Genomic DNA, 26,508 nt, shown 5'->3' with positions numbered 1-26,508 from the left:
GTGAACTCGCCGTCGATCGTGCGGCCGATGCTCTCCGCGGCCATCCGCAGGTAGCGCAGGTCCGGCTGACCGTCCGGCAGCGACGGGGTCTCCTGGTCGTCTGGATGACCAGGACACGACTTCGATCACCGGGCAAGATCACAAGTGAGCCGGTGAGCCGTCCGTGGGCGGGTCACCAGCCCTTCACGTCGGGTTCAAGGCCGGCGGACCGGAGGGTGTCGGTGAACGGGCGCTGGGCCACCACCGCACCTTGGGCGTCGAGCGCGCGGACGGTCAGCTCGACCGGACCGGCGAGGTCCACGCGCCCGACGCCGTTGTTCAGCGGTACGGTCTGCAGCAGCTCGCCGTCGCGGAGGAGCTCGGCCTTGACCGCCGCCGGCGGGGCGACGATCTGCAGCGTGGCGGGCGGCGACGGGGTGAAGTGCGGCATCCGCATGACGATCAGGGAACGGTCGGGGTCGCCGAGGGCGCCCTCCGCGGTCGGGTGCGTGCGGGCGTTGGGTTCGGGGCTCGCGTCGAGGGCGACGGTGAGGTACGGCCCGCCCCCGTCCGGGGTCAGCGCCGCCACGGTGGCGATCTGCCCGAGGCCCGAGCCGGTGCCGTTCGGGTCCTCCACGATGAGGTCGTCGCTCCACAGCACGACGTACCGGATGTCGGGGCCGACCAGGCCGGAGCTGTAGGCGAGCGCGTCGGCGGCGGCCTGGGCGGCGCGCGGGACGGGCTTGCCGCGGCCGTGCAGCGGGTTCGGGTCGACGGCGCCGGTCCGTTTCGTGCCGGGTGAGGCGACCCTGGCCTCGTAGAAGACGTCGGTACCGCGGCTGATGCGCACCCGCAGGCCGGGCGGCAGCCGGCTGGTGTCGCGCACGACGTAGCCGTCCGGCTCGGGCTGCCACTCGCGGGCGACGGTGCCGTCGGCGACGAGGTCGAGCCGCTGCTGAGGCGTTCACTCCTCCTCGTCCATGCCTGCGCGTTTGCGGTACTCGGCGAGCGCGGCGTCGAGGCCTTCGGCGTACTCGTACAGGCCGATCCCGTTGTAGCTGCGGCCGGCCTTCTCCAGCAGGTCGATGAGCCTCAGCAGCTCGTCCTTGCGGCCCTGCGTCATGGCCGTGAAGACCTCGGCGAAGCCCTCGTGCTCGACCAGCGACGCCGCGTGCCGGCTGCGCGGATCGCGTTCCAGCGTCCTCATGACCCTCGACCACGCCTGGGTACGCTCGCGGATCAGCTCGGCCCGGCGCATGGCCAGCTCGTGCTCGGTCTGCATCCGGATCTGCTGCTGCCAGTAGGGCTGCATGCTCTCGCGGACCCGCGGATCGGGCAGCACGAACACCTCCGGGCGGCAGGTCAGCCGCTCGTCGAGGGGGCCCATGACCCAGTCCTTGGCGGCCAGACGCCCGTTGAGCTCTTGTTCGAGATGCTCGGAGCGGTGCGGCTCGAAGGTGCGGGCCACCCGCTCAGTACGCAGGCGCAACGCGTCCAGCACGTCGGGGGTGAACGCGTCGACGAGTTCCTCGAACCTGGCGCGGGTCATCCGCCTGGCGCGCCAGGTGAAGGTCGGCCGGACCGAGAAGTCGAAGGCGTCGCCCTTCGCCGCCAGTGCGATCGGTGCGGTGGGCCGGCAGTCGACCAGCGCGGCCTCCACGTCGGGTGGCGGGGTCACGACCGTGGTGGGTTGCCACCATTCGGTGAAGAACCGGCGGAAGCGGGCCTTGCCGGAGGCTGCGGTCGCCTCGCCGGCCCGGTAGAAGTCAGTGCTCATGGTCTCGGCCTTTCAGCATGCGGTCGACGATGTGGAGGACGGGGTTGTCCGGCATGTTTCGCTGCCAGAAGTACTGCAGGTAGAACCGGGCGCGACGGTTGAGCGGGCCGCCCTGCAGCACGTGGTCGAGCACCTCGCAGAGCACGTCGGTGAGATCGGCGTCGCCGGCGGCGCGGGCAATCCAGCGTTCGAACACCGCCCAGGCCTGGCGGGCCGTCACCGGGTTGAGCAGGGCACCAGGCCAGAGGCCGGCGTGGTCGGCGGCGGAGACATCGCCCATGGCGGTCTGCCGCAGCAGCGCCGGCCAGGCGTTGGTCGCCGCTTCGCCGATGGCGTCGCTGTCCACCTCGGCAAGTTGCAGCAGGCATCGGCTGGCCATGGTGTGCAGGTTCGCGATCGGGGAGTCCGGCCAGCGCACCAGCCGCTGCAGCACGGCGGTGCTGTTGGTGGAGTAGATGCCGCGTACGCCGACCGGGATCGCGTTGCTGGTGCGCTGCATGTCGTCGCGGGCCGCGCGTTCCAGCGCCATCAGTGCGTCGAGCGGGTACCGGCGCCGGAAGGTGTTGGTGGCGTACGTGCGCACGGCCGTGTCGCGCCGGTTGCCCGGCTGCTCCACCCATCCCCCGACGCAGGCCAGGACGCGTGATTCCAGCGCCGGATTGTGCACCGCCAGCTCGCAGGCGAGGGCGGCGGCCTCACGCCGCGAGCGGGTGTTGCTCGCCGCCCAGCTCGCCAGCAGGTGCCTGCTGACCTGTTCGAAGTCGTACTCGCACAGCAGCCCGGCGGCCGCGGCGACGGGCCGGACATCGTCGCTCTCGACCAGGTCGTCGAGCCATCGCAGCAGCGGTTCCCGCGCCGTGTCGTACTCGTGCCAGGCGACGTCGAGCAGGCCGCGGACCAGGCCGGGCTGCCGGAGCCGGGCGATGCGGGCCGCGCCGGCCTTGTCGGCCCAGTCGGTTGGGACCTCGTGACGGATGCCGTCGAGCAGGTCTTCGAGGCTGCGTTCCAGCACGGTACGGTCGCTCGTCGAACGCCCGGCGGCCTCGTCCAACCGTCGGTTGAGCGCCTCGGTCGCCTCGAACACCCTGGTCAAGGGGTAGCCGTGGAACACGGCGAACGCGAGGCGGGCGGCGCGGCGGTGCTGGGCGAGGCGGCGGGCGCGGTGGCTGGTGGGATCCTCTCCGTCCCGCGCCGCAGGCGCCGCGCCGAGCAGCTTCGCCGCCTTGGCTCGCAGCGTCCCGCGGTCGGCGAGCAGGTCGACGGCGACGGTGCCGTCTGGTAAGCGTTCGGCGAAGTCCTCCGCGAACCGCACGGCGTCCGCCATGGTGTTCCCCGGCAGGTACCGCACGTACTGGGTGCGGCAGTGTTCGACGTACCGCCGGATGCAGGCACCTTCGCAGGTCGGGCAGGCGTCGATGCAGCCGCTGCGGTCCCGCAGCCGCCGCTCCAGCCACATCAGGAAGACGTCACGCGGGTCGGGCGGGGCATGCTCGACGCGGTATTCGACGAGCCGCCGGCGGTTGGCGTCGATGGCACCGATGAGCACGACGCACGCGCGCGCCGCGCGGGCGAGGGTCGACAGCTGCGCCAGCTCCGACGGTTCGGGTTCGACGGTGTCGGCCAGCTCGACGACATGTCCGTGGTCCGCCCTGAGCAGATCGCGGTCCGTGAGGTACTCATGGATCGGCTCGTCACCGACGAGGCGCACCTGGGTGATCCGGTCTGGGGCGTGCGTGCGCGCCAGGCCGATGAGGGCAGCGGTGATCCGCCCGCTGCCCGGCGGTCCGTTGAGATATGCGACCGGGCGCCGGATGAGTCGTTCGACCAACCGGTCGGGCGTGGCGGTCGGGGCGTAGGTGTGGATGCGTTCCAGCACCACGGCGCCGTCCAGCGGCTGGTTGACACAGCGTCGCCGACCGGGGCCGGCGCCGAGTTTCAGGATCGCGCCGATCGACGTCGCACCGGGTCCGATGGCCGATGGGCCGAGGAACTCCGAGTCCAGGATGCCGTAGGACCTGATCATCGTCGTGGGAAGCGAGCGGACCGCGTCGTCGAGGGCGTCTGTGGTGTCCCGGGCGCTGGCCGTGCCGGCGTCGCCGTCCGCGGCACCCGGCGTCGACGTGTCCGCCGACTGCGGTTGGGCCGCCTGGTGGGCCTCCTGCGAGGGCTCCGCTGCCGGCGAGGACTCGGGTTGCGGTGAAGGCTGAGGCGAAGGTTGAGGTGGGGGTTGGGGTGAGGGCTGCGGCTGCTCGGCGGCGGTCACTGATCGGTCCTGCCGTTCCAGTGGCCATGCACGGTGCCGATGGCGGTGCCGCCCGGACCGAAGACCGCCGGCCCGTTGGTGGTGACGCCGCTGATCTGGTACGTCGCGGTGGCCGGTTCGGTGGCGGCCGGCTGCGCCGCGGCGAGGCGAGGCTCCGGCGGGGGCGGCTGGTCCCAGACGACTCCGCTCACGTCCTCGTCGGGCACGCCGATCCAGGCGTCCGTCGTCAGCTGCTTGACCGCCACCCGGACGTGCCCGAACCGTTCGGGTCGCAGCCCGCGGTACCCGTGCCGCACGACGTCCTGGAAGATGCTGCGCGACACGATGAGCGCGACCGACGCCTGCGGGAACGTCGTCAGCGCCTGCCGCAGCGGGTCGGCGTCGAGCAGCCGGCTCACCTCGACCACCGCTTCGCCGGGGAATCCGTTGGCGCCGGTGAGATGCACCAGGCCCTGGTGGATCGCGACACGTAGCCGGACCTTCGCCTCGGGCAGCAGGCTGTGGTTGTGCTCCCGCAGGATCCGGTCGAGCGCCGGCACGAAGTCCGCCACGACGGTGAGCTCGGACGTGTCCGCGGGCAGGATCGCCAGCTCGCCGTCGCCGCTCTGTTGGGTGGTCCAGCTGGCGCGATCCAGGCCGATACTGGCCACGGCCTCGGCCATGACCTCACGGAACAGGTGCTGCGCCCGGTACTGCCGCAGGTTGTCCCGCGGGCTGTAGCGCTCCATGTCGACCGCGACGAGCACACAACGTCTGGGATGGGCCGGTTCGGACATCGCCGCCACCTTTCACCGCTTGTTCGCCGCGCGGCGGGCACCGGCGGCCGGCTTCTGTATATCGATGGTTGCCGCTGGAGATTCCGTCGAAATACGGCATGACGGAAACCGGCGAACCCTTCCTGTGAGGCATTCCGCCGCCGCGATCCGGGCTGTGATGGAGGCATGAACGCAACGCCGGAACCGATGGAGCCGCTGGAGGACCTGCGCATCGCCGTGTCCGTCGGCGCCGCCGCGCAGAACTCCGTCCAGCACGCCGACACGAAGGCCGCGGTACTGCTGACCGGGCTGGCCGGCATGGTCGCCCTGGCCGCCAATCAACCGGGACTGCCGGCCGCCGCGATGCGCGCAGGTGCGGTCGCCACCATGGGCATGATCGGCCTCGCCGCGGCGATCATCGTCGGGACCTGCGTCGCGGGCTGGCATCTCGGCCGGTGCCTCGCGCCGCGCCTGACCGGCCCGGACCGTCCGGACGACGCGGCTGGCAACCGCTTCGCGCTGCCCGACCTCGGGGCCCGCCGAGGACCGGTCGACCCCGCCCCGGTCGAGCAGCAGCGGCGGGAGGCATGGGCGGCGGCCGAGGTGCTCGCTGGGATCGCGATGCGGAAGTACCAGGCGGTCCGAGCCGGAATCCCGTGGACGGCGGTCGCGGTCACCGGCTCGGTCGGCTGGCTGTGCCTGGCCGCCGCCATCGGCGGACAGTAGTCGGGACACTCCTCCTGGTATTCTCGGCCATCGATGCGTGCCGGAGGGGACTGAAGATGCGTCTCGTCGACACCGCCACCTGGGCACCGGGGACCTACCTGCACCGGTTGGCACCGGCGGCCCGCGACAGCCTGCGGAGCATGACGCCGCGCCGCCGGGCCGCGCCGGGTGACGTGCTGATCAGTCAGGGCGCCCGGGATCGCCACGTCATCCTGCTCCACACCGGCATCTCGAAGGTGACCGTCCTGACCAGCGAAGGGGTGGAGTCGCTGCTGGCTATCCGGGTCGGCGGCGACCTCATCGGCGAGATGTCCGCGCTGAACGACCTCCCCCGCTCGGCGACGGCGACCGCGTGCACCCCGATGACGTACAGCGTGATCGGCCGCGCCCAGCTGCGGGCGTTCCTGGAGCAGCAGCCCAGCGCTGCGCTCGCGCTGGCCGGCATGGTCGCCGACCGCCTACGGTGGGCGAACCAGTTCCGGGTCGACTTCACCGCCTACTCCGCCAAGGTCCGCGTCGCGCGGGTGCTGGTGAAGATCGCGCTGGCGTACGGGCGCCGCACCCCGACCGGGTTGGAGATCGGCTTCGAGCTGACCCAGTCGGAGCTGGCGAGCCTGTGCGGCGCGGCGGAGGTCACCGTGCAGAAGTCGCTGCGGGACTTCCGCCGCGCCGGCCTGATCGTCACCGGGTACCGCACGGTGACGGTGGTCGACCTGGAGGGCCTTCAGCAGGCGGCGGAGCTGTAAGGCCGTTCCGGCTGTTGCTTCGCACCCTTCGGGCGGATCAGCCACAGCGCCGTGCCGTACATGGTGAGGCCGAGGGCGATGAACGCCGCCGCCACCGGGTACCGCCAGCCCGCCGGCATGTATGTGGCCAGGAACCAGGAGTGGCGCAGATTGCCGTCGGCGACGAAGACCGCGGCCACGATGCCCTGCGGGACCAGCGGGACGGCACCGAGGCCGAAGCACCAGCCGGCGATCGCCTTCTGCGGGCCGCTCAGCTGCGTGCGGGAGCCGCGGCGGGTCTGCGGTTTGCGGCCGGTACGCATCGTCTCCAGCAGCTCCGGCCCGTGGGACCGCAGGCGGCGTTCGGCGAGCGCCCCGAAGCCCCACGCGCACAGGGCGCCGGTGAGCACGCCGACCGGGACGCCCGTCCAGCCGAGCCAGATCGCGGTCAGCGCCGCCGGTACACCGGTGACCGCCACCAACGCCAGGGTGAGGTACGCCAGGCCGGTCAGCCCGCCGTCGTCCTCGCTGGTGCGCAGCGGGTTGCCGGCCCGTCGGTGCGGGTCGGTGCCGGGCACCATGGCGTACACGGACAGCAGCGGGACGAGGCCGGCCGCGCCGCCGAGCAGGGACACCAGCAGCGACAGCACCAGCGGCCAGGGGGCGTCGGTGGTGAGGGCGGTGAGGGCGACGGTCAGCACGAGCGCGATCGGGCCCTGGACCGCCAGCCAGGCGAGCTGCCTGCCCCGCACGTCGCCGGCGCCGGGGGTCATCAGGGTCAGCCACAGCGCGGTGCCGTCGGTGGCGTAGAGGTTGGCCGCCATGGCGGCGGCCATGACGACGAAGATCGGTCCGGCGTACGGCAGCATCCCGTCCCAGCCGATGAGCAGCGGGCTGGCGGCGAAGCCGAGGCCGTACGCGAGGGCGAACGCCAGCTGGTGGTTGCGGACCAGGTCGCGGGACCAGGTGCGCAGCTCCTTGGCGAGGACCGCGGTGTTCGGGGTGGCGGCGGTGATCGGGCGGCGGCCGCGGCCGGAGACCCGGGTGGCCCGTTTGCCGAGCAGTGCCGCCCACGCCGCGAGCAGCACCAGGTTGAGGGCCAGCAGCGCGCCGAGCGCCCACCACGAGCCGCGGACGGCGAGCAGCCCCCACGACGACGGCAGGTACCAGACGGCTGAGGGCACCCCGGTCTCGCCGAACAGGGCGAAGAACACCCAGCACTGCCCGAGCGCGGCGATGATGAGGCCGTTGAGCGCGCCGGAGCCGACCGCGCCGAGCCGGGACCGCAGCGCCACGCCGACGACCGCGACGCTGACCTTGGACAGCAGGACGAACATGGCCAGTTGCAGCAGCATCGCCGGTACCGCCACCAGCGGGTTGCCCGCGAACAGCAGGCCGGCCAGCGCGACGAGGCTGACCAGCGGCGCGACGCCGACGAACGCGGCGGTCAGCAGCCCGGTCGCCAGGCACCGCCGGTCGATGCCGAGCAGCGCGAAGTACTCGGGCCGGATCGTCTCGTCGCCGCCGCCCATGAAGACCGGGCCGAGCATCCAGCCGAGCATCCAGACCGCGTACGCGGCGGCGAGCAGCTCGGGCCGCCCGCTCAGGTACAGCGTGCCACCGGCGAGGACCGCACCGAGGACGGCACCGGTGGCGGCGGTCTGCCCGCGCTTTCCGCGGAAGGCGTGCCGCAGGATGGCCAGCTTCATCTGCGCCATGGTCAGTTCGACAGCCACGACAGCTCCTTGATCCCCTTGTCCTGCCCGCCGACGAGCGCGACGAACGTGTCCTCCAGCGACCGGTCGCCGCGCACCTGCCCGAGCGGCCCGGCCGCCACGACGGTGCCGGCATCCACGACGGCGACGTGGTCGCACAGCTGCTCGACGAGCGCCATGACGTGGCTGGACAGCACGATGGACCCACCGCCGGCGACGAACCCGCGCAGGATCGTCTTGATGGTCGCCGCGGAGACGGGGTCGACCGCCTCGAACGGCTCGTCCAGCACGAGCAGCCTGGGCGCGTGCAGCAGCGCGGTGGCGAGCCCGATCTTCTTGCGCATACCGGTGGAGTACTCGATGACCAGCGCCTTGTCCGCGGTGTCGAGCTCGAGCACGGCGAGCAGCTCCGCGGCGCGCTCTGCCACCACATGCCCGGGCATGCCGCGCAGGAGGCCGAGGTACGTGAGCACCTCCCGCCCGGTGAGCCGTTCCGGCATGGCGAGCCCATCGGGCAGGACCCCGACGAGCGCCTTGGCCCGGTCCGGGTCGGCCCACACGTCGGCGCCGAAGATCGTGGCACTGCCACTGTCGGGCCGCAGCAGCCCGACCGCCATGGACAGGGTGGTGGTCTTGCCGGCGCCGTTCTGCCCGACGATCCCGTAGAACGATCCCCGCGGGACGGCAAGGTCGATACCGTCGACGGCGACCTTGTCCCCGAAGCGCTTGGTCAGGCCCCGAATCTCCAACGCTGTGTCCATGCCGCCGACGGTACGGACGGATCGAGCCGAACGGATTGACCCTGACTCCCCGATGGGGTGGGGCTACCTCCACCCCTGTCAACCACACCCGGCCCATGCGCGTCTGTTGCGTTATGCAACAGCGTCGAGCGTCAAACAGGTGTGTTGGTATGAAGTCGGCGGTCGTGGCGCTGCTCCTGGTCGCCGGTTGCGGCGACCCGGTCCAGCAGTCCGACGCCACCCGGTGGACTCCGCCGAGCGTCCCCGGCGGTCCTCAGTGGACGGCGCGGATCGAGGTGGACCGGGGCACCGGGGCGATGTCGGCGCCCGGGTTCAACGCGCTCATCGACGCCGAGCGTCCCGGATGGGCGCAGGCGGCCGACACCACCGTCGCGGAGCTGCTGGATCTGCACCAGGGGGTCGAAGGGCCGGGCGAGGTGTACCTGCTGCAGGACGACCCGCACTTCACCGTGACCCTGAGCAAGCTCGGCGACGACTCCATCCAGGCGATCCGCTACCGCATCACCCTGCGGCGCGGCGACGACGGGCGGTTCCGGTTCGTCGCGGGCGAGTGGACGCAGCGCTGCCACTCCGGCCGCGGCCACCAGGACTTCGCCACCGCCCGCTGCTCCTGACGTCATCTGCACTCCTTACACGTGGATCCGGATCGGGTCGGCTTCGACAACGAGTAGGGCGGCGTCAGGAGTCAGCGCCGGGCGCGGTCGATGACCTCCTCCGGGGACAGCGGCGCCTTCGGGTGGTGCGTCAGGCACAGCGGCGTGCGGACCTTCACGAAGGAGAAGCCTTCGCCGGCGGCGTAGAACCGGCCGCTGCCGAGCAGGCCGATGTCCGGCATCTTGCCGCCCTTGGCCTGGGCGAGCTCCCGCGCGGCGTCGATCTGGGCCGGGGAGTTCAGCAGGCCGAAGAACTGCGTGGTGGCGTTGCCGGAGATCTGGTTGTGCAGGCCCTTCGGCGCCTGCGTGGCGAAGACCAGGCCCAGGCCGTACTTGCGGGCCTGGGATGCCAGGGTGATGGTGCTCGCGGTGGCTGTCGTCGTGCCGGACGAGGGGGCAAGGGTCTGGGCCTCGTCCATGATGAACAGTCCGCCGAGCGGACGGTCGCCGGCAGGGTTGCGCTTGAGCCAGGTGAACAGTGCCATCTGCAGCTGGTTGACGAAGCTCTGCTTCTCCTCGTCGGACATGAGGCCGATGAAGCTGATGACCGACACCCGGGCGCGCTTGCCGGGTGGTGGGGTGAGCAGCACCGCCGGGTCGGCGGCGACGCCCCGGCCGCCGAAGAGCGGGTCGTTGACCATGGCGGCCTTGAGGGTCTCCGACAGGTCGTAGGCGAGCTTGTTGGCCCGGTTCATCCGGCTCACGTCGTCCGGCAGGTCGGCGAGGAAGTCGGTGAAGCCTTCCAGTCCGACCTTGCCGCCGCGGGCGTACGCCTGCAGGGCCTCGGTGAGCACCGCCTTGCCCTGGGCGGCGAGCCGGGTCGTGCCGCTGACCCCGGCGCGTGGGGCGAGTGCCTCAACCGCGGCGCGGACGGCCTGGTCGAACTCGTCCCGCGAGTCGCGCAGCGAGGTGAAGTCGGGCAGCGGCTGGAACGACAGCGGGCGGCCGCTGCTGACGTTCGGGGTCCAGACCGCCACGTCGGTGTGGTCCAGGTAGTCCCGGGCGCGGCGGTCGTCACCGGCGCCCCAACCGGCCGGCGGTTCGGGCCAGGGGTCGCCGAGCCGGGCCAGGTCGTTGTTCGGGTCGAGCACGATGGACGACACGCCCTGCCGTGCGCATTCCTCGACGAGGCGGCGGATGAGAACGGTCTTGCCGGAGCCTGAGCCCGCGAAGATGACGGTGTGCCTGCGCAGTGACTCCAGGTCGACGGTGAACGCGCTGTCGTCGCTGATCAGGCGCCCGAGACCGATGGTGTGGCGGTTGCCGTCGAACGTGTCGTCCGTGGATTCCTGCGGTGCGGGTACCGGCTGCTTCGCGGGTGGCGCAAGGACCTCGGTGAAGAGCCGGGTGCGGCTGGCCGGGCGCCTGGCCACCAGCCATTCTCCGAGCAGGGCGTGCTGCGCCGCCTGCATGCGCCGCAACGCGTCGAAGGTCCTGAGGTCGTCCTCACTGATCTGGTGCCAGACACCGCCCGCGGCGAAGAACGCGTCGAGGGTTTCCTTGGTACGTTCACCGTTCGGCCAGGGCCGCTGCCGGAGCAGGACCAGCCGCCGCTGCGGGATCGCAAGGTCGAGGCCCGCCACGGTACAGGCGTTCTTGACCCTGGCGATGACCGCTCGGGGGTGGGTGTGCGCGATCCCGCGGAAGGCCCAGTGCGCCTCGTTCTCGGTGGCTTCGTCGACGACCTCGATGAGGCGACCGTGCAGCGCGGGTTTCGGGCTCGGTTTCGGGTCCTGCTTGTAGACCACGCCGCTGGGGGTCTGTTCATCGATCCAGGCCTGGATGCCGGCGGCGAGCAGCGGTGGCATCGCGGCGTCCTCGGTGTACCGGTCGAGGGCGCCAGTCACGTCGGCCGTGTCGAGGAACTGTTGGAACATCGCGTCGAGCGGCGCGAGGTCGGCGTGGTCATCCGGCTCAACCGTCGGCTTCGGCGGGACCGGCGGCTCGTCGGTGAACCGGACGAGCCCGATCACCTCGTCGGTGCTGAGGCAGCGGTGGACGTGCTGGTCGACGCGGCGCAGCAGGTCGCGGGGCGTGAACCTTCGAGCGTCCTCGAACGCTTCGGGCTTGATCGGCCAGGTCGGGTACCGCGGGTTGAAGTGCTCGGCGCCGTACGCCTCGGCGAACCGCTTCGCGACGATCAACCGGGCGATGTCGGCGCTGTCGATCCTGTCGGGCAGCAGCGTCTCCCGGAAGCGCTGGATCACCGGCCCGGGTGCGCCCCGCTTCAACAGCTCCCACGTGTCAGGCAGGCACGACATCACAATGAGGGTGCGCTGGGTGATGTCGCGCAGGGTCAGCAGGCCGTCGGCGATGGGCGCGACCGTGGCGACCTGGTCCGGATCGAGTCGCTCGTCGCGGTCGAAGAACGCGGTGGTGGTCTGGGCGAAGAGCGTGTCGAGCTGGTCGATCGCGATCACGCTCGGGCTGAGGGTCAGCGCGATGAGCCGCGAGATGTCGCTGACGACCTCCTGCGGCTGGCGTACCGCTGCCGTGAATCCCCAGTCGGTACGGTCGGTCGACTCCGTCGGCTCGGAGATGAGGTGGGCCTGACCGATGTCCTGGTGATCGAAGTCGAGCGAGCCGTACAGCACGAGCGCTCGGGCCGTGTCCTGGCATTCGCGCCCGGTGATGTTGTCGAACCGCCGCAATGCGGTGATGAAGGTGTCGAGGTGCGCGCGGGTCAGGGTGGTGTTGCCGGCGACCGCGTCGCGGACCTCGGCCGGGATCGCGAGCTGGGCGGTGAGCCGGCGCAGGAACGTCTTGAGCTGGGTGCCCCAGCCGATCGCGTCGCGGGTCAGCCCGCCGATGATGCCCTGGACGGTGCTTTCCCAGAACGTCCTGCCGTTGATCATGTTGACCAGGAAGAAGTATCCGCCGCCGTCGGCCCGCTGGATGGTTTCGCGGACCGCGCCGAGAAGGTGGGTCTTGCCGGCGCCGGCCCGGCCCTGCAGGGCGACGCCGAGCGGGGTGACGGTGTCGCTGCGGCGGGCCCGGCCGACCCCGCCGAGGATCTCGCGGACTGCGCGCTCGTGCAGCTCCGGGACGTTGTACCGCGATTCGTGCCAGATGTCGTCGGGGGTCGGCGCCGGGTTGAAGTGGAGGGCTTCCAGGGCGGCGCGCTCAGCGGCGGGGATCACGGCTGGCCGATCGCCAGGGCGTGGTTGTCCTCTCCACCGATTTTGACGGCCGCCGCGATGTCCCGTTTCTTGAGCGCCTTCGTGTTGGCCGCCGGGATGATGCGGACGCCGTCCTGGTCGAGCAGCATGAGCAGCGCGCCGTCGACCTCGGCGCGGCTGAGGTCGGCGAGCTGCTCACGCAGGTCGGCGAGCCCGACCCAGTCGCCGGGACGGCCAGCCAGCTCGGCGTACGCGAGGCGGACGCGGGTCTGCGCGTCGTTCTCGTCGTTCGCGGCCTCGGGCTTGGGCTCTGCCTGCTGCGTGAAGAACTCACCCAGGCTGAGCTTCACCCCGTGGGTGTGCTGCAGCTGCTCGATCGACCGGTGCAGGTTGCCGAGCAGCGTCAGGATCGTGCGGGACGCCGACTTGCCGGCCTTCGGCGGCTCGGTCGTGTGCAGGTCCCGGACCACCCGCCAGCCCTTGTCGGTCAGCTCGTGCGAGAACGGCCGGTGCGTCCGGTCGGTCCGCACCAGACCGAGCTTGGTCTCCAGTTTGGTGTTGTCCGTACCGGTGAGCGCGAAGCCGGCCAGCTCCTTCAGCTCGTTGTTGTCGAGCTCCCGGGCCTCGGACATGAGCACGACGAGCGCGAGGATCTGGTTGGGGGTCAGGCTTGGGACGTCTTCGGTCGATGGCATGCTGCCTCATTTCGCGGAGAGGTGTGTGCGCCGGAGCAGGAGCAGGTCGCGGATCGTCAGGGCCGCCGCAAGGGGGTCGGTCAGCACCTGGTCGTTGGTGAAGCGCAGGACGTCGTGGCCGAGCAGTTGCAGTCGCGCGTCGCGGTGCCGGTCGTCGGCGAACTTCCAGCGTTCGCGGTGGTCGTCGCCGTCGACCTCGACGACAAGGCCGTCGTCTGGCCAGTACAGGTCCAGCCGGTACGCCTTGCCGAGCAGGTGCCACTCGAGGACGTGGTTCCACTGGCGGCTGCGGGCCCAGAGATGTGGTGCGAGCGCTCGCTCCAGTGCCAGTTCGGCGGGGCTGTCGGCGCGGGGCGCCCCGGTCAGCGGCGGATAGGTCAACACGGGCAGGACTGGCCGATCGTCGGGCCGGGCGATCGGCGTGGTGTCGGCGGCGAGGTGGGCCAGGTCGTCGGGCAGCGCCATCTGCACGATGGGGATCCGGTCGACCGCCTGCGGTGCCTGACCGGCGAGCCAGACGGTGAAACGGCCCTGCTCCGCGAGCCAGATGGCGGCGGCGACGAGGGCTCGCTCACCGTCGGGGTCGAGCCGGTCCGGCACATCGACCAGCACCGCGACGGAGGGCCGCTGATAGGCGTCAGCCAGGATGGCGCCGAGGCCACGGGCGCGGACCTCGGCGGGGAACCTGATCCGATCGGGCACGACGTCGCCGCGGCGGTGGCGCACCGCGCGTTCGGCGGTGAAGGCGAGGAACGGACCGAAGTGCTGCGACCTGCCGGCCGTCTCCGCGGCAGCCGCCCGCACCGCGGCGACGCTCAGCGCGGAGGCACCGTCGAAGTGTTCGGCCGCGGGCAGCCAGCGCGGGAACAGGTTCAGCGCGGCGTGGTCCAACGCTTCGAGGAAGGCGTTGACATGGTCCCCGACGTACTTTGCCGCTGCGGGACGGAATCGCACGACAGCCGGAGCGCCCGCCGGCATCGGGTCAAGCGCGACGCTGAGGAGCGCAGGGTCGATGCCCGCAAGGTAGCTGGCCTGGCCCGGCGGCGGCTCGGCCCACCACCGTGCCCCCGTCGTCATGGTCGCTCACCCTACGGTAGGAGATTGATCGATTACAGTGGGCTGATCATCCGAGGCCGGCTCCACCAGCGGACCGCCAACGGCTGTCCGTACCGACGAAGGTTTCCGCCAGCAGGGTGACGTCGACACGAGCCTGCGGCGAGGTACCCGAGGTACCGTTGTGGGACGGAGGTGGACCATGACGACATCCAGCGCGCCACGGCGGCAGGCTCCGCTCAAGGTCGACCCAGCGGTCGACGAACTGATCTCCAGCGGGGCCAACTTCCTCGGCATGACCAAGAAAGACCTGGTCGCGGAAGCGGTCCAGTTCTACCTCGACGCCCGGCGGGAGGAAATGCGCCAGCGCATGCGCGAACTCATGCGCCAACTCGACGGCACCCGCGCGTCCCGGGTAGCCCTGCTGGCCGGGCTGAGCCGTGAACAACTGGACACAGTCGGCGGAGTCGACGAGAAGGACTGACCGAATTTCATGGAACGGGCCCGCCCGACGCTGCGCTGCCTACACGAAGACCTCAGAATCTCCACGCCGCCGGTGGATGAACCGCTCGACGAGATACCTCACCCCCTGCTGGCGAAAACACGTCAGCAGTTCGCCGACTCGGCCACCCCGCACGAGCGGATCGCCGCGATCGACGACGAAGTGCTGTTCAAAGTCAAGATCCAACGGTGGCGCGGCGCCGTCTGGATCGACGAACCAAACGCCGAGGTGCCGGTATGGCTCGTCGCCGCCGGATGGCGCGAGGACGGCGCCACCACCGACTTCTACGCCGCACTCGCGGCCGACGCGAAGACCGCCCGAGCCCGGTACAACGCCACGCACCATCGACCGATCACAGCCGGCACCTACACGGCACACCTGCTCCCAGACGACACCGACCGGGCCCGCTACCGGGCCGAGTCCGCCGCCCGGTTCGAGCGCACACTCGCCGCGGCGGTCAGAGATTTGGCCCGCACGTCTCTGCTCGACGGACGCGAACACACCGCAACCGTCGGCGGCGCAGTCCTCGGCATCCAGGTCCGCGCCAACCACGGCCACGAAACCTACGTCGCGGTCCGCATCATCGGCTCCGTCCCACCCGCCATGGCGATCGTCGTGCTGGATCTGGTCCCCGGCTGTGACCTCGACGGATGGTTCCCCGAGTACTCTTTGCCCGAGCGCCCGCTCGACCCGGCCGAACAGGCATGGTCCAACCTCATGGATCCGGGAGCAGCCGCGAAGCTTCTCGATGAAGGCTCCTGATGCTGTCTGCGCCGGCGGTGAGGTGGGCCGTCTGTAGCTGAACGTCGCCAAGCTGGCGTTCGAGTACCGCACGGATGAACCTGCATTGGCTCCGGTCGGCCCGTTTCGTGTGCTCTCCGGGCTGGTGGAGCGGGCCATCGGCGCCAGGCTCAACTCGTTCGCCGTGCGGCAGCTGTAACAGCGCGGCCGGTCATCCGGCGTGGAAGACCGTGTCGACGTGCCACTCGAGGAACTCGCGGTTCGGCCGGTCTGCGGCACGGTCGGGGACTGAGATCTGCTGGCCGTGGCGGGAGTAGAACTCCTCGCCGTTGCCGAAGTCCTCGCGGAGCCGCGGACTGACCAGCAGCCGGTGCTTCGGGTCGACGCTGAGATACCCGCGGTCGAACATGATGTGCACGTCGGAGCGCAGCAGCAGCCCGTTGTCGAGCCGGTGCTCGCCACCGTTCGGTAGCGGCAGGATGTGCGCGGCCTGCAACACTGGGCGGATCTTCGCGCCGGTGATCGCGCACCGGTGGCGGTACGCGTCGAGCACGACCCCTTTGAACGCCTGCTGCCCGAGTCGCTGCGGCTGCAGGCGCGGGTCGCCGTAGACGGGGCCGGTCCGGTGCCAGGGTCCGCTGAGGTCGAGTTCGACGGTGGGGTCGGTGAGCCGGTGGATGACGTCGCTGAAGTAGCCGGCGTACGCGCTGTCGGCGAGGTCATAGCCCTTGCCCTGGACGATGTTCGAGGCGAAGTCGGGCGGCGCCGGCGCGATGGCGTCAGGTTCGAAGAACCGGGTGTCGCGTACGAAGATGCAGCCGATGTCCGGGTCTTCCCTCGGTGGGATCGGCTGCTTCCGGTACCGGCTGATCTGCTGCCGCATCTGCTGGAGGCTCGCGGCGCCGTTGCCTTCGCCGAACAGCTCCCACGCCGTGGAGATCGGCAGGCGGGCGAAACCGCTGAAGAAGCCACCGCCGACGACCTGGTTGTGCGGGTGGTGGGTCTTGAAGAGGAACGGTTCGCCGACCTGGACGGCCCGGAACGCCTTGTCACTGGCGGGCCGCCAGAAGTTGACCTCCTGCAGGTGCGGCCGGGCAGCGAGGAACCGGAACCAGTCACCGTCGGTCACACCCACGTAGGCCCTCACGCCGTTCAGTGTGCCGTACCGGTGCGAGCCGCAGCTGCAGCGCAACTCGCGGCGGCCGCACGGTATGCGAACCGGGTTTGCCGCGTCCGGTGACCGCACCCTTGCAGCGCGCAGTTCATACCAAGGTGATTCATGCTCCCCGAGAGCCGCTCCTGTCGACCATTGCAGCGTACTTGTAACCTACCTAGGAATTTTGCATCTAGGTTACAGTCGCTATGTGGAGAGCGGTGACGGCGTTGAGTTGCTGCTGGATGTCGGACTGGATCGGCGGGTCACTGGCAGCGCCGAGGTCGAGATCGATACGGGCGACGGCCAATGGTCACGTCGCCAGGTGATGCTGCTGCGGCATTCGCCGAGCCCGCAGGAGATCGACCGAGCCGTGGCGACGCTCCGGCCGCACGCGGACGGCCTGCTCTTCGTGGTCGCACGAGCGGGACGCGCCTTAAGGAGCGCTGCCGAGCGGGACCACCGCGTCGCCTACGCAGCGGTCGACGACGCCGTCGTCTACTTTATGGGTGAGGTGTACCGATCCGGTGACCAACCGTCTGCCGGCCCGACACATCCCGGGCGCACGAGTTGGGTCCGGCTGGCGATGCTCCGGCTGTTCGCTCTGAGCGCCGTCGAGCCCGTCTCGCAGTCGGAGATCGCTCGCCGGCTCGGGGTGTCGCACGTGGCGGTCGGCAAGCAACTGCCGATGCTCGACGAGTTGGTGGCGCGCACACCGGCCGGTTGGCAGGTCGTCGACAGGGCACGGTGCTGGGACCGGTTCATGGTGGAGTACCCAGGTCCGCGCGGACTGACGACGTACTGGTCTGCGACCGGCGACCTCGCGGCCCAGCTCGCCCGCATCGAACAGGTCGCCCACGACCGAGAGGAGGCCCCACCAGCGGTGTCCGGTGACCTTGCCGCTGACCTGTACGCACCGTGGCGCCGCCCGAACCGCATCGTCGCCTACGTCGTCAACCAGCCCTCGCTGGAGGAACACGGCTTCGCGACCGTACGGTCTGCGGATGCGACGGTCGCATTGTGCACCCCGCGGGATCCGACCATCCTGACCATGTCCCGCACGTTGCCGTCCACCAGGGACGGGCTGCCACGCCGGTACACGGATCCGCTGGTCGCGGCGTGGGATCTGCGCCGGTCACCCGGCGGTGATGTCGACGCCGCTGTCGACCAGCTTCGAACGCGAGCACTCCGGGAGCGACTGTGGGAATAACGCGTCGCGTCGAGTTCGTCGCCACCTCGTACGCCGACGAGCTGTCCATCCGATCGCTTGCGGAGATCAGTGCGATCACCGCCGACCAGAACGTCCGCATCATCGGCGGACAGATGGCCGCCCGGCTCGCAACGCTCATCGCGGCCCTGATCGCTCGTCCCGTTCGGGAGGCGCCGTCAGCGTAGGGTTTCGGCCAGCCTGCGGTTGATCGCGTCAGCGTCGAACGGGGTCGTGGCCGGGCCGGCTTCCTCGTGCCAGTCCTCGACCGGGGCGTCGCCGCGGCCGTCGACGCACACGATGTCGGCCGCCGAGACCGCGTCCACCTCGTCGACGCGTTCGACGGTGATCCGGTGCTCCCAGCAGTCGCCCAGGTCATAGGTGTACGTCATGCTGCCGCCGACAGCCAGCGCCTTTGCCAGGCGGATGTCGGACTCGTCCGCGCAGTCGTCCAGCTCGAAGTCCGGGTCGGCGTAACGGCGCCCTTCGGACTCGAACAGGTGCAGGTGGTCGTCGTCCCAGTCGAAGGCCACCTGAATGATGTGGTGCAGCACGTCCAGCATGACCGTCCCCGGCACGCGCACCCGCCGCCACACCGGCGGGCTGACCCGGGACAGGGCGATCTTCAGCTGGTACACCTGACGCGGCGGCGGACCGGACGCCTTCAGCGCGTCGAGCAGCGCGCCCGCGTCGGGATGCGTGCTGCCCGCGACGACCTCCAGGCCGCCGAACTCGTCCACGAGGTGCCACGCCTCTTCGAGATCCTCGGCGGCGAGCGCGTACTCGACCGCCAGCCACCGATGGTCCGCCTCGCTCGGCGGCCGAGGGTTCGGGTCCCAGGTGGACAGTGCGGCACGCGCGTGCGGGGCCAGCATCGGCCGGCGCAGCGCCGAGCGCCACACGGGTCGCATGGCCATGCCCAGCGCCCCGACCAGGTCGATCCCGGCGCACCGGGCGGCGGGCGTCGCGCGCTCCGCCGCGGCGAGCACCTCGGCTGCGGCTTTGTGCACGTCGCGGCCGGTGTACCAGCGTTGCGCCGCTCGCAGCAGTTCCTGCTCGTCCACGCCGGCGAGCCGGGCCAGCAGTTCGTCGGCGGACAGTTCTGCGGTGACGGCCGCAGGGAACCGCTGCCCCGCCCACCGGCCCAGCGGCGTCAGCCGCATCGCGGCGTCGACCGCGCCGAACGCGGCGAGCAGCTCCAGCCCGGCGTCGACTGGCATGACGCCCCGGCGGAACGCCTGATAGACCGGGCTGACCTCGTCGGCGAGCAGCCTGCCCTCGACGAGGTCCTCGATCTTCTCGATCGCTGGATCATCGGCGAGCACCGCCAGCAGCATCCGGCAGAGCACGGTCGCGCCCTCGCCCCGATGGTCGTGTGACTCGGCCCGCAGCACCGCCGACAGCGCGGCCCACCACGCTTCAAGGGCATCCGACGAGGTACGGCCAGCGGCCACCGCCCGGCCCGCGTCGACCTTGATCAGCCCGATGGCCTGCGCAGCCACCCACGGCCGGTGCAGGGCTTCGACGTCGGCGGCGGTTCGCGATCGTACCGGCGCGGCAAGGCCCATCGCGGCCATGGCAGCCTCGATATCCACGGGCTTGAGCACGCCCTTCGCCGTCACCGGTCGGCCCTCACCAACCCAACCGGCCAGCGCGACGGCACGGCACATGATCGGGCATTCGTCGGCAGCTCGGCGCAACGCATCGCTCACGGCGGTCACTGTGGCGGGTCGATCACCCGCCTGGCAAGGCTTTCGGCGTTCAGCTGCCGGATCACGTCGTCCACGGCGTCCTTGTCACTCAGGTCGACGCCGCGGGCGACCAGCTCGGCCGCGATCTGTTTCGCTGGCCCCCAGGACGACTCGTCGTCGATCGCGGCCTCGAACTCGGGCAGCCACATGTCGACCGCGTCCACCACCGGCGTGATCCACTCGTCGGCGACCCCGCGCCGCTCCAGCGCGAACCGCACCCAACCGCGCAACGCGTCCGGCAGCGCGGCCCGGTCCTCGGCGTCGAGCAGCGCCTTGCGCGGCAGCCAGTCGGTGAGGAACATCCCGACCGCGCCGGGGCTCCAGCCGAACGGCCGGTTGTTGAGGTACCCGTCGCCGTAGTCGAGGAAGAGGTCCGCCAGCGTCCGGTACGCCTCGGAGTCCACCGTCCGCCCGACGAACGCCTCGACCAACTCGTCCCGCTCCGCGTCGCTCATGGGCACGACGTCCGGCCATTCCGGCAGGTACGCCCGGCACCGCGCCCACGCGAGCGCCCGCAGGTCGACGAAGTCCTCGTCGTCGTGCCGCGGCCACACCATGTCGGTGCGCCGCAGCGCGTCAGCGAGGTCGGCGAGCGCGTCGGCGACCGGTACCTCCTCGATCGGCATCGGCACCTCGTCGGCCTCCCGCATGTCGCTCCATGCCTCGGCAGCGCCGACCTGTAGCAGTCCCAGCAGTTCCACGACCACCCCGCCGGTGGTGAGGATCTGCGCGAGGAGGGTGTGCGTCCCGTACTCGATGAACAGAACCCGCTCGCTGTCGTAGACGTCGACGGCGCGCATGGCGCGTACCGGCTTCGACTCAGCCTCGGGCCATGGTGGCGCCGGCTGGGACTCCCGCAGGATGTCGATCGTGCCGTCGAGCAGCGCGTGCTCGCTGGGCGCGGCCACCATCCGCAGCGCGGTGACGGCGGCCAGTCCGTGCGGGGAAGGGTGGGTGGAGCAGCGGCCGACCACCTCGAGGATGAACATGCCTTCCGGGTCCCGCTCCCCCAGCGGCGCGTCCAGCCACGCCTGGCCGAGCCACCCGGACGCCCACTGCTCGACCTCCAGGCGGTCGGTGTAGGTGAGCAGCTCCCGGGCCGCGCGGACGAGGCGGTCCGACAGCCGCAGCGATCGGGCAGGAGCTTGGCGGCGGGTCTTCGGCTTCCCCCGGCCAGCCGGGCGCCCACGACTCTTCGGACTCATCCCGACAGTCCACCACAACCCCGGTGACCACCGACAACACCGCCACGGGCGGTTTTCATGAGGACCCGACTCAGCGAGGCTTCGGAACCTGCCGGTTGAATCGCGGCTTGAGCGCCAGGACCAGAGTTTCCTTCGTGCCCTCAGGGTTGTCCGTCTCGTACCAGCGAACCGTGCACTCCCCCAGCCAGGCTGCGATCTCCCCGGCCGAAGCGGTGCTGCCCGGCGTATCGAGGAGCTGGCCGACCTGGTCGTGCAACACCGAGGAGCCCCGGTTGCCGGTCAGGTGCTGCCGCAGCCTGCGCCGCAGGTCACCCGTCGCCCCGACGTAGACGACCGTCCCTTGTTCGAGCACCACATGCACGCCGGCCGAACTGGGAGCACTCGCCGCGGTTTCCGGGGTGTACGGGCGAGCGCCGGTGAAGTCGGCCAGCAGATCGTCGTACGACACGTCGGGCATTTGCCAACGGTAGCGGGCCATTCCGCGACGTGGTGGAGGCGTTGGCCCTGAGCCCTTGATGCGTCCGTTCTGCGCCACCGATGCAATGGTCGAACCCGCCATCGAGGCGTCTGCTGTATTCATGACGAGGAGCGTCCAGTGGACAAGGTCAACGTGGGTGGCCCGAGCGTCAGGTCGTGCATCGAGGGCGACAACGGTGGCCCGGGCACTGCTGCAAGTACAGGTTGCGATCGAAGTGGTTCCGTTGATCGCCGACGTCGTCGAGGACCACGAGGACCGGGTCCTGGTAGTGGCGGACATCGTCGACTGCTGGCTGCGGCTCCCTCAATCGGCACGGGCCGCGTACGACAGTTGGTCGCCGTTCTCCGGTCTGCGCTGGTTCGCCGGCGACTACGCCGACGAAGTGGATCAGCTGTCCGTCGCTGCCTCAGATGTTTCGTATTCGCCGGCCTCCATCGCCAATGCCGAGACGCTCTGCCGGAAAGGCTGGCGCCGCCACGTCGACGATCTGCGCCGGCGTCGCAGCTCCGGCACTCCTCCGCCCGTGTCCTGGTTGGAACGGTTCGCGACGCCAACGCCGCCGTCGCTGTGCGCGTGAGCAGTCAGCTACGCTCGCCGTCGTGCAGGTAGTACGCCCGCCCCGACCGGATCGCGTCGAGTGCCTGCTGAACGCGACGCCACACGTACGGGCGCAGCAGCCTGCTCGCCTCGACGGTCGTGCAGAACCGAACCGCACTCAGCTCACCGTCACCCAGTCGAATGGCCTGCTGCTGGTCGGCGGTCAACACGCCCCCGTCGAAGACGAACGCCAACAGGTCGTCCCATGGGTCGTGCGGCGTCACCCAGTCGACCACGAGCAGATCACCGCCTGCCCAGGTCAGGCTGAGCTCTTCACCGACCTCCCGGATGGCGGCGGCGAGCGGCGGTTCGTTGGCCGCGGCCATGCCGCCCGGCAGGTCCCAATCGGGCTTGTACTGTGGGTCGACCAGCAGTAATCGACCGTAGCTGTCGCGGAACAGCACGTCCGCGCTGACCCGCTTGCGCGGCTGGGTTCGGTTCCCTTCTGCGAGATGCGCGCGCCAGGCCTCAGGATCGCGCTGGTACAACGGCGCATCGGGATTCACTGCGGCCGTCCGCCGGCAGGGTCCTGATCGGGTGCCCATCGGGCGAGCCAGCATCGCTGCCGAAGTTCGCCGCGAAGCACGTCCAAGAACACGGCGACATCGCTGTTCGGCAAGAACGGAACGAGCCGGCGTCCAACCTGTTCAAGCTGCCGCATCACAACTGCCGAGCCTAGTGCGCGGGTGGAGCGGAGCGCATCCGATGCGGCCACGGCCGCCTCGTCGGGACGCTGCTGCCCGATCAATGCCCCGGCCAGTTCGAGTTGCGCCAACGCCCGGCTGCGCGCCCGGTCCTGCGGTCGAGCGGCAATCACCTGCGTCGCGGCCCGCCGCGCCGCGCCGTGTTGCCCGATCATGCTCAGACAGCGAGCCGACTCCAACGCCAGCGACGCCTCGTCGAAGCCACTCACCCAGACCGACACAGCAGTTGTGCTGCCACCCAACGCACGTTCCGCGGCGCGGAGCTGTTCGAGGCAGGCGGCTCGATCGACGACAGCGGCATGGCTGCGGGCCTGCAGTGCCAGCAGTTTGGCAGACAGGCCGGCGTGTGGCGGCCCGGAGCGCAACCAGTCCCTTCCTTGCCTCGCGTACTGCAAGGCTCGGTCCGGGCGCTTCGCGTGGAGCGCCAGATGGCTGAGGCTTCCGCAGATGTGTGCCCGGAGTTGGCTGTCCTTGCCCAGCGTCGCGAAGGCAAGCGCACGCTGGAAGTGCCGCTCGGCGAGATCGTCGACGCCGGCGTCGTGGGCCATCCACCCGGCCATCTCCGTCAGCCCGGCAGCGACGCCGAACGCGTCATGGCGCACGTCATCAGGTGCGGACCCGAACACCCGGGGGGCGACCTTCTGCTGCAGGTAATTGGTGACCGTCGTGTACAGGTGGGCACCGCCCAGCTGCCGGTCCGCCTGACGAAACGCTTGCACCACGTCGAGGTCGTCGTCACTGTGCCGAGGCAGCGGCGCACGAGTGGCAGAGTCGACGGCTCCCACCGGCTGACGCACGTCCTCGGTGAAGGCAAGGTAGTCGGCCAGCTTGTCGAGTGAGATTCCGAGCGCCTCGGCGAGTCTCGGCCGGTGCCACGGCTGCGGCGAGGTCTCGGCCCGTTCCCACCGCACGACGGTCGATCGTCAACCTCGAGGACCGCGGCCAGCCGCTCCTGGCTCAAGCCGACGTCCCTCCTGCGCTGTGCCAACGCCCGCCTTCGCACCTCGACAGCCCTCCCCATCCAGCGATTCCGGCACAAGAGGCCAGTTCACGCAACCGTCTGCATCAACACTGCGCAGATCGAGAAAGCGGAGCCGGCGCCGCATCGTGGAGGCGGGCTGCCAGCAGGGTGACCTCCGTGTGCAGGCGGCGCAGTTCGGCGGCGGTCGGGGCCGTGTCATAGCAGTGGTGGTGGGTGGCCGTGGACAGCGTGCCCCAGGCGAACGCCGCCCGCCTGGCCAGTTCCGCCCCGGAGCGGCGGCGCAGCATCAGCAGCCTGGTTCGCTGTGCGGTGCAGGAGGCGACCTGCGGGCTCGTCCGCAGCCAGTACTGCTCGATCGCCAGCTCCAGCGCCAGCCGGATCAGGCATGCGCACACCTTCGGCCACCAGACGCCGGACGGGCCGCTGCGCAGCAGTCCGTCCGCGGCATCCAGGCAGCGTGCCGGGGTCATCGCAGGGCCTGCGCGAGCCGGCGGGTGTCGTTGACGAACCCGGGCAGGTCGGCGACGACGACGGTACCGTGCACCGCCTTGCGGCTGAGGTCGTACGCGTTGACGGCCCACCCGCCGTACGCGTTGCGGAGCCGGCTGAGCACGTCGCCGCCGCGGTCCACGTCGTCGAACAGGGCCAGGGCGAACAGCGACGTCGTCTTGTGTGCGCGCTCCAGCGCGTCCTCGATGTCGGCGTGGCGGTCGCCGCGGGCCGTGCGGACCCGCCAGACCACCCGCTGGCAGGCGTACTCGAGGGCGGAGCGGCACAGCTCCGCGACGACCGGAGTCCTGACGTCGGCGCCGACCTCCGTCGAGCGGGCCAGCGCCCTGGCGTCGTCCAGGTACCGCAGTGCGGGGTCGAGCACCGGCTTGACGGACACCACGGACTGCTCGGCGCGCACCACCTGCAGCGTGACCGCGTCGATCTCCAGGCGGCGGACCGCGTCGGACAGGCGAGGGTCGTGCGTGAACACGACCACCTGGCGGTCGGTCGCGAGCCGCGCCAGTACCCTCGCAAGACCGTCCACTTTGGACGGGTCCATGCTCTGGACCGGGTCGTCGATGACCACGAACCGGAACGGGCTCTCCGCGGCGCAGGCCCGGGGCAGGAACATGGCGAGGCCGAGGGCGTGCATCTCGCCCTGGCTCATGACGCCGAGGGCGGTGCCGTTGTCGGCGCCGTCGACGCTGATCGGGAACTCGATGCGGCGCCGGGTGGCCGTCCCGGCGAGGCTCATCGTGCCGAGCTGCACGTTGCTCTCCTGCCGCAGCTCCTCCCAGATCTGCTGGGCGTGCGCGGCGAACGGTGCCAGGCGCTGGTTGCGCAGCGCCACGGCCTCGTTCTTCAGCCAGGCGCGGGCGGCCTTGAGCTCGGCGAGTGCCGCGGCCTGCACCGGCAGGTCACGCGCGGCGTCCGCCCAGCGCCGCAGGTCCGGCAGGAGCTGCTGCCAGCCCGTGTCGCGGTCCTGCAGCCAGGCGGCGGCCGCAGCGCGTACCGCATCGACGGCGGCGACCAGGGTGGGGTAGTGCGTCAGCAGGTGCACCGCCAGGTCCTCGCCGGCGGCCGGTGTGGCACGCAGCGCCGAGGCCGCCGCGATGACCTGCTCGACCGGCAGCCCGTCGGGAGCCTCCGGCAGTGCCAGATTGGTGGCGATCGCACGGGCGCGGCGGACGAGTTCGGCGCGCCGCGTGGTGGCCCGCTGGGCGCTGAGCGCGGTGACCCGGGTTGCTTCCAGTGTCGCAGCGGCAGCGGTACGCCAGTCGTCGTCGAGCGTGCCGACGCGGCAGACGGGGCACGGACCGGCGCCTGTGGACTCGTGGTGGTCGAGGGCGAGCCGGAGCAGCTCCGCGGAGCGGACCGTCGCGGCAGCGTCACCGGCCGGGGCGGACGCCGAACGCAGCTCCTCGGCGAGCGCCGCCACCTCGCCGAGGTCGGGCAGCGTGAGCGTGGCCCACCGGCGGTACCGGTCGATCAGCTCACCGGACAGCGGCTCGTCGAGGATCGCGTCCAGATCGCCCGCGCCGAGGGCGGCGGCCGCCCGGCGTGCCCGGTCGTCGTAGAGGGCCATGAGGGCTTCACGCAGCCGCAGGCGGTCCGTCCGGTGCTGCTTCACCGCCGCCTCGCGGGGCTTGATGGCGGCGTGGAGCCGCTGGTCGGCGGTGGTGAGCACGTCGAGGCCGAGGATGGCGTCGATGGCGTCGAACAGGGCGGACGGGGTACCGGTGACAAGACGGCCGACCTCGGCGGCGGTGAGGAAGGGGCGGTAGAGCTCCATCGGCCGCCGCAGATCGGCCAGGCCGGCGCCGGCCACGGTGGCATCCGTCAGGCCCGCGCCGGCGGCCCACTCGCGGCGCAGCCGCATCGGCGTGGTCGTGCCGTCGATGCGGAGCTCGGCCTCGATGCTGCACGGGTCGGGGTGGTGCAGGTTGCGCCAGCCGGTGCGCCAGACGCTGGAGCGGTCCGCCCAGCGGGCGCTGTCGCCGGTGAGGAGCAGCTCGATCGCCTCCGCGAAGCTTGACTTGCCGGAGCCGTTGCGGCCCACGACGAGGGTCAGGCCGGGGCCGGGGCGGATCGGCAGGGTCCTGGCGGGGCCGACACCGCGGAAGCCGGCGACGGTCACGGCGGACAGAAAGATGTGCCCGACCGGCTGTTCCGCCGGCTCCGGGTCGGCGGTCAGGGTGGAGGCGACGCCACCGAGGGTGGCTTCGAGGTCGCCGCCGGTCAGGGCGGCCAGCACGAGTTCGGCGGTGCCTGTGTCGACCTTTTCGTCGGCAAGGCGGTCGAAGATGAGGTCCAGCAGCGGGGTCTGAGTGGTCATCACAGCTCCGGTTCGACGAGAGATCCGAGGGAGGTGCAGGACGCGATCCGGCGCCCGTTCGCGCCGCAGAGACACTGAGCTATTACTGGAACTTACTGGAATGTACTGGAAGATCACAACGGACTTCCGGATGCTTTGCG

At 70.9% G+C, this 26,508-nt stretch carries 25 protein-coding genes; 8 read left to right on the top strand and 17 right to left on the bottom strand.

Features of this window, described 5'->3' with window-relative positions:
* Positions 1 to 172: 172 nt before the first annotated feature.
* From AB0H83_RS22305 to AB0H83_RS22290, 4 genes are all read right to left on the bottom strand, one after another.
* Complete coding sequence (locus AB0H83_RS22305; RefSeq protein WP_360097008.1) at positions 173 to 865, bottom strand: hypothetical protein; 693 nt, start codon at positions 863 to 865, stop codon at positions 173 to 175.
* A gap of 78 nt (positions 866 to 943) precedes the next feature.
* A complete protein-coding gene (locus AB0H83_RS22300; RefSeq protein WP_360097005.1) occupies positions 944 to 1,756 on the bottom strand; it encodes a hypothetical protein in 813 nt (270 codons plus the stop codon).
* Entirely contained in the window at positions 1,746 to 4,019 is a 2,274-nt protein-coding gene (locus AB0H83_RS22295) for a hypothetical protein (protein WP_360097002.1), read from the bottom strand. The genes AB0H83_RS22300 and AB0H83_RS22295 overlap by 11 nt, the downstream gene beginning before the upstream one ends.
* Positions 4,016 to 4,795, bottom strand: coding sequence for a hypothetical protein (locus AB0H83_RS22290; RefSeq protein ID WP_360096999.1), 780 nt, complete (start codon positions 4,793 to 4,795; stop codon positions 4,016 to 4,018). The genes AB0H83_RS22295 and AB0H83_RS22290 overlap by 4 nt, the downstream gene beginning before the upstream one ends.
* A gap of 165 nt (positions 4,796 to 4,960) precedes the next feature.
* On the opposite strand from AB0H83_RS22290, the gene AB0H83_RS22285 reads away from it, so the two are divergent.
* Positions 4,961 to 5,500 carry a hypothetical protein gene (locus tag AB0H83_RS22285; protein WP_360096996.1) on the top strand — a complete coding sequence of 180 codons (540 nt, stop codon included), beginning with the start codon at positions 4,961 to 4,963 and terminating at the stop codon, positions 5,498 to 5,500.
* 56 nt (positions 5,501 to 5,556) lie between these two features.
* On the top strand, positions 5,557 to 6,246 hold the full coding sequence (locus tag AB0H83_RS22280; protein ID WP_360096993.1) for a Crp/Fnr family transcriptional regulator: 690 nt from the start codon (positions 5,557 to 5,559) through the stop codon (positions 6,244 to 6,246).
* Here the strand turns inward: AB0H83_RS22280 and AB0H83_RS22275 are convergent.
* Together AB0H83_RS22275 and AB0H83_RS22270 are read right to left on the bottom strand one after the other, a co-directional pair.
* Positions 6,225 to 7,961 carry a hypothetical protein gene (locus tag AB0H83_RS22275; protein WP_360096990.1) on the bottom strand — a complete coding sequence of 579 codons (1,737 nt, stop codon included), beginning with the start codon at positions 7,959 to 7,961 and terminating at the stop codon, positions 6,225 to 6,227. The two genes, AB0H83_RS22280 and AB0H83_RS22275, sit on opposite strands and share 22 nt — an antisense overlap.
* Entirely contained in the window at positions 7,946 to 8,701 is a 756-nt protein-coding gene (locus tag AB0H83_RS22270) for an ABC transporter ATP-binding protein (protein ID WP_360096987.1), read from the bottom strand. The genes AB0H83_RS22275 and AB0H83_RS22270 overlap by 16 nt, the downstream gene beginning before the upstream one ends.
* 149 nt (positions 8,702 to 8,850) lie before the next feature.
* Between AB0H83_RS22270 and AB0H83_RS22265 the strand changes: the two genes are divergently transcribed.
* Complete coding sequence (locus AB0H83_RS22265; RefSeq protein WP_360096984.1) at positions 8,851 to 9,315, top strand: hypothetical protein; 465 nt, start codon at positions 8,851 to 8,853, stop codon at positions 9,313 to 9,315.
* 71 nt (positions 9,316 to 9,386) lie between these two features.
* Here the strand turns inward: AB0H83_RS22265 and AB0H83_RS22260 are convergent, their stop codons facing one another.
* The 3 genes from AB0H83_RS22260 to AB0H83_RS22250 are packed head-to-tail and all read right to left on the bottom strand — an operon-like array spanning position 9,387 to position 14,245.
* A complete protein-coding gene (locus AB0H83_RS22260) occupies positions 9,387 to 12,494 on the bottom strand; it encodes a DUF87 domain-containing protein (protein ID WP_360096981.1) in 3,108 nt (1,035 codons plus the stop codon).
* The gene (locus tag AB0H83_RS22255; RefSeq protein ID WP_360096978.1) at positions 12,491 to 13,168 is read right to left on the bottom strand and encodes a hypothetical protein; all 678 of its coding nucleotides are present in this window, start codon (positions 13,166 to 13,168) and stop codon (positions 12,491 to 12,493) included. Before AB0H83_RS22255 ends, AB0H83_RS22260 begins: the two co-directional genes overlap by 4 nt.
* A gap of 6 nt (positions 13,169 to 13,174) precedes the next feature.
* Positions 13,175 to 14,245: a DUF559 domain-containing protein gene (locus AB0H83_RS22250; RefSeq protein ID WP_360096975.1), complete on the bottom strand. Its 1,071-nt coding sequence runs from the start codon at positions 14,243 to 14,245 to the stop codon at positions 13,175 to 13,177.
* Between the two features lie 178 nt (positions 14,246 to 14,423).
* On the opposite strand from AB0H83_RS22250, the gene AB0H83_RS22245 reads away from it, so the two are divergent.
* Together AB0H83_RS22245 and AB0H83_RS22240 are read left to right on the top strand one after the other, a co-directional pair.
* A complete protein-coding gene (locus tag AB0H83_RS22245; protein WP_360096972.1) occupies positions 14,424 to 14,705 on the top strand; it encodes a hypothetical protein in 282 nt (93 codons plus the stop codon).
* 72 nt (positions 14,706 to 14,777) lie between these two features.
* Positions 14,778 to 15,485, top strand: a complete 708-nt coding sequence (locus AB0H83_RS22240; protein ID WP_360096969.1) for a hypothetical protein — start codon at positions 14,778 to 14,780, stop codon at positions 15,483 to 15,485.
* A gap of 190 nt (positions 15,486 to 15,675) precedes the next feature.
* Here the strand turns inward: AB0H83_RS22240 and AB0H83_RS22235 are convergent, their stop codons facing one another.
* Positions 15,676 to 16,611 (bottom strand): HNH endonuclease, encoded by a 936-nt coding sequence (locus tag AB0H83_RS22235; RefSeq protein WP_360096966.1) that lies wholly within the window; start codon positions 16,609 to 16,611, stop codon positions 15,676 to 15,678.
* A gap of 217 nt (positions 16,612 to 16,828) precedes the next feature.
* Here AB0H83_RS22235 and AB0H83_RS22230 point away from each other — a divergent pair, with 217 nt between their 5' ends.
* The gene (locus AB0H83_RS22230; protein WP_360096963.1) at positions 16,829 to 17,827 is read left to right on the top strand and encodes a hypothetical protein; all 999 of its coding nucleotides are present in this window, start codon (positions 16,829 to 16,831) and stop codon (positions 17,825 to 17,827) included.
* Positions 17,818 to 18,012, top strand: coding sequence for a hypothetical protein (locus AB0H83_RS22225; protein ID WP_360096960.1), 195 nt, complete (start codon positions 17,818 to 17,820; stop codon positions 18,010 to 18,012). Before AB0H83_RS22230 ends, AB0H83_RS22225 begins: the two co-directional genes overlap by 10 nt.
* On the opposite strand, the gene AB0H83_RS22220 is transcribed toward AB0H83_RS22225, so the two are convergent.
* The 3 genes from AB0H83_RS22220 to AB0H83_RS22210 form a co-directional block, all read right to left on the bottom strand.
* Positions 18,004 to 19,536 (bottom strand): plasmid pRiA4b ORF-3 family protein, encoded by a 1,533-nt coding sequence (locus tag AB0H83_RS22220; RefSeq protein ID WP_360096953.1) that lies wholly within the window; start codon positions 19,534 to 19,536, stop codon positions 18,004 to 18,006. The genes AB0H83_RS22225 and AB0H83_RS22220 overlap by 9 nt on opposite strands.
* A 5-nt stretch (positions 19,537 to 19,541) precedes the next feature.
* Complete coding sequence (locus AB0H83_RS22215; protein WP_360096950.1) at positions 19,542 to 20,780, bottom strand: hypothetical protein; 1,239 nt, start codon at positions 20,778 to 20,780, stop codon at positions 19,542 to 19,544.
* Positions 20,781 to 20,850: 70 nt separating this feature from the next.
* Entirely contained in the window at positions 20,851 to 21,237 is a 387-nt protein-coding gene (locus tag AB0H83_RS22210) for a GIY-YIG nuclease family protein (RefSeq protein ID WP_360096947.1), read from the bottom strand.
* Between the two features lie 196 nt (positions 21,238 to 21,433).
* Between AB0H83_RS22210 and AB0H83_RS22205 the strand changes: the two genes are divergently transcribed.
* Positions 21,434 to 21,835, top strand: coding sequence for a hypothetical protein (locus AB0H83_RS22205; RefSeq protein WP_360096944.1), 402 nt, complete (start codon positions 21,434 to 21,436; stop codon positions 21,833 to 21,835).
* 4 nt (positions 21,836 to 21,839) lie between these two features.
* Here AB0H83_RS22205 and AB0H83_RS22200 read toward each other — a convergent pair whose 3' ends face one another.
* From AB0H83_RS22200 to AB0H83_RS22185, 4 genes are all read right to left on the bottom strand, one after another.
* Positions 21,840 to 22,361 (bottom strand): NUDIX hydrolase, encoded by a 522-nt coding sequence (locus tag AB0H83_RS22200; RefSeq protein WP_360096941.1) that lies wholly within the window; start codon positions 22,359 to 22,361, stop codon positions 21,840 to 21,842.
* Complete coding sequence (locus AB0H83_RS22195) at positions 22,358 to 23,470, bottom strand: hypothetical protein (protein WP_360096938.1); 1,113 nt, start codon at positions 23,468 to 23,470, stop codon at positions 22,358 to 22,360. The genes AB0H83_RS22200 and AB0H83_RS22195 overlap by 4 nt, the downstream gene beginning before the upstream one ends.
* 154 nt (positions 23,471 to 23,624) lie before the next feature.
* On the bottom strand, positions 23,625 to 24,011 hold the full coding sequence (locus tag AB0H83_RS22190) for a hypothetical protein (RefSeq protein ID WP_360096935.1): 387 nt from the start codon (positions 24,009 to 24,011) through the stop codon (positions 23,625 to 23,627).
* Positions 24,008 to 26,368, bottom strand: a complete 2,361-nt coding sequence (locus AB0H83_RS22185; protein WP_360096932.1) for an AAA family ATPase — start codon at positions 26,366 to 26,368, stop codon at positions 24,008 to 24,010. The genes AB0H83_RS22190 and AB0H83_RS22185 overlap by 4 nt, the downstream gene beginning before the upstream one ends.
* Positions 26,369 to 26,508: the final 140 nt, after the last annotated feature.

The organism is Dactylosporangium sp. NPDC050688 (genome assembly GCF_040654515.1).
Taxonomy (GTDB): domain Bacteria; phylum Actinomycetota; class Actinomycetes; order Mycobacteriales; family Micromonosporaceae; genus Dactylosporangium.
This window is presented reverse-complemented; position numbering and strand designations above follow the sequence as displayed.

Bases quoted from the DNA above. Each gene is read 5' to 3' on its own strand.
- AB0H83_RS22255 (WP_360096978.1), bottom strand. From the start codon at position 13,168: ATGCCATCGACCGAAGACGTCCCAAGCCTGACCCCCAACCAGATCCTC.
- AB0H83_RS22185 (WP_360096932.1), bottom strand. From the start codon at position 26,368: ATGACCACTCAGACCCCGCTGCTGGACCTCATCTTCGACCGCCTTGCC.
- AB0H83_RS22265 (WP_360096984.1), top strand. From the start codon at position 8,851: ATGAAGTCGGCGGTCGTGGCGCTGCTCCTGGTCGCCGGTTGCGGCGAC.
- AB0H83_RS22270 (WP_360096987.1), bottom strand. From the start codon at position 8,701: ATGGACACAGCGTTGGAGATTCGGGGCCTGACCAAGCGCTTCGGGGAC.
- AB0H83_RS22285 (WP_360096996.1), top strand. From the start codon at position 4,961: ATGAACGCAACGCCGGAACCGATGGAGCCGCTGGAGGACCTGCGCATC.
- AB0H83_RS22290 (WP_360096999.1), bottom strand. From the start codon at position 4,795: ATGTCCGAACCGGCCCATCCCAGACGTTGTGTGCTCGTCGCGGTCGAC.
- AB0H83_RS22250 (WP_360096975.1), bottom strand. From the start codon at position 14,245: ATGACGACGGGGGCACGGTGGTGGGCCGAGCCGCCGCCGGGCCAGGCC.
- AB0H83_RS22210 (WP_360096947.1), bottom strand. From the start codon at position 21,237: ATGCCCGACGTGTCGTACGACGATCTGCTGGCCGACTTCACCGGCGCT.
- AB0H83_RS22280 (WP_360096993.1), top strand. From the start codon at position 5,557: ATGCGTCTCGTCGACACCGCCACCTGGGCACCGGGGACCTACCTGCAC.
- AB0H83_RS22190 (WP_360096935.1), bottom strand. From the start codon at position 24,011: ATGACCCCGGCACGCTGCCTGGATGCCGCGGACGGACTGCTGCGCAGC.
- AB0H83_RS22245 (WP_360096972.1), top strand. From the start codon at position 14,424: ATGACGACATCCAGCGCGCCACGGCGGCAGGCTCCGCTCAAGGTCGAC.
- AB0H83_RS22215 (WP_360096950.1), bottom strand. From the start codon at position 20,780: ATGAGTCCGAAGAGTCGTGGGCGCCCGGCTGGCCGGGGGAAGCCGAAG.
- AB0H83_RS22300 (WP_360097005.1), bottom strand. From the start codon at position 1,756: ATGAGCACTGACTTCTACCGGGCCGGCGAGGCGACCGCAGCCTCCGGC.